Source organism: Lapidilactobacillus gannanensis (assembly GCF_003946675.1).
GTDB lineage: Bacteria > Bacillota > Bacilli > Lactobacillales > Lactobacillaceae > Lapidilactobacillus > Lapidilactobacillus gannanensis.
In genome coordinates, this window is record NZ_RHOT01000062.1 from 1 (window position 1) to 1802 (window position 1802).

The 1802-nt window shown below is 49.2% G+C and carries 1 rRNA gene; it reads left to right on the forward strand.

The features are described 5' to 3' along the window. Window positions 1–130 precede the first annotated feature (130 nt). Window positions 131–1703 (forward strand): 16S ribosomal RNA (locus EKM81_RS10830). Window positions 1704–1802 lie beyond the last annotated feature (99 nt).

The window sequence follows — 1802 nt, forward strand, 5'->3', positions numbered from 1 at the left end:
TGGTAGATCTTTGAAAACTGAACAAAGTTTCGAAAATGTGCAGGGCTCATGACAACTTCGGTTGTTGTGATCAAGTAACATTTGCGAAGTCAATTCGCTAGTTTTTAAATCAAAAAAGAGTCACAAACTTTTATATGAGAGTTTGATCCTGGCTCAGGATGAACGCTGGCGGCGTGCCTAATACATGCAAGTCGAACGAGTTTCGATTTGATCAGAAGATGCTTGCATTGGAAGAGATAATCAAAACGAGTGGCGGACGGGTGAGTAACACGTGGGTAACCTACCCTTTAGTGGGGGATAACATTTGGAAACAGATGCTAATACCGCATAACAATAAAAACCACATGGTTTTTATTTGAAAGATGGTTTTGCTATCGCTTAAGGATGGACCCGCGGCGTATTAGTTAGTTGGTGAGGTAACGGCTCACCAAGACGATGATACGTAGCCGAACTGAGAGGTTGATCGGCCACATTGGGACTGAGACACGGCCCAAACTCCTACGGGAGGCAGCAGTAGGGAATCTTCCACAATGGACGAAAGTCTGATGGAGCAACGCCGCGTGAGTGAAGAAGGTTTTCGGATCGTAAAACTCTGTTGTTAGAGAAGAACGTACTTGGTAGTAACTGGCCAGGTAGTGACGGTATCTAACCAGAAAGCCACGGCTAACTACGTGCCAGCAGCCGCGGTAATACGTAGGTGGCAAGCGTTATCCGGATTTATTGGGCGTAAAGCGAGTGCAGGCGGTTTTTTAAGTCTGATGTGAAAGCCTTCGGCTTAACCGAAGAAATGCATTGGAAACTGGGGAACTTGAGTGCAGAAGAGGAGAGTGGAACTCCATGTGTAGCGGTGAAATGCGTAGATATATGGAAGAACACCAGTGGCGAAGGCGGCTCTCTGGTCTGTAACTGACGCTGAGGCTCGAAAGCGTGGGTAGCAAACAGGATTAGATACCCTGGTAGTCCACGCCGTAAACGATGAGTGCTAAGTGTTGGAGGGTTTCCGCCCTTCAGTGCTGCAGCTAACGCATTAAGCACTCCGCCTGGGGAGTACGACCGCAAGGTTGAAACTCAAAGGAATTGACGGGGGCCCGCACAAGCGGTGGAGCATGTGGTTTAATTCGAAGCAACGCGAAGAACCTTACCAGGTCTTGACATCTAGCGCCAATCTTAGAGATAAGACGTTCCCTTCGGGGACGCTAAGACAGGTGGTGCATGGTTGTCGTCAGCTCGTGTCGTGAGATGTTGGGTTAAGTCCCGCAACGAGCGCAACCCTTATTATCAGTTGCCAGCATTCAGTTGGGCACTCTGGTGAGACTGCCGGTGACAAACCGGAGGAAGGTGGGGATGACGTCAAATCATCATGCCCCTTATGACCTGGGCTACACACGTGCTACAATGGCTGATACAACGAGTTGCGAGACCGCGAGGTCAAGCTAATCTCTAAAAGTCAGTCTCAGTTCGGATTGTAGGCTGCAACTCGCCTACATGAAGTTGGAATCGCTAGTAATCGCGGATCAGCACGCCGCGGTGAATACGTTCCCGGGCCTTGTACACACCGCCCGTCACACCATGAGAGTTTGTAACACCCAAAGCCGGTGCGGTAACCTATTTATAGGAGCTAGCCGTCTAAGGTGGGACAGATGATTAGGGTGAAGTCGTAACAAGGTAGCCGTAGGAGAACCTGCGGCTGGATCACCTCCTTTCTAAGGAAAAGTTAGGTTTGGGGTCAAAGCCAACTTAACGTACGGAAACCTGCACACAAGCTTCGAAACTTTGTTTAGTTTTGAGAGGTCTACCTCTCA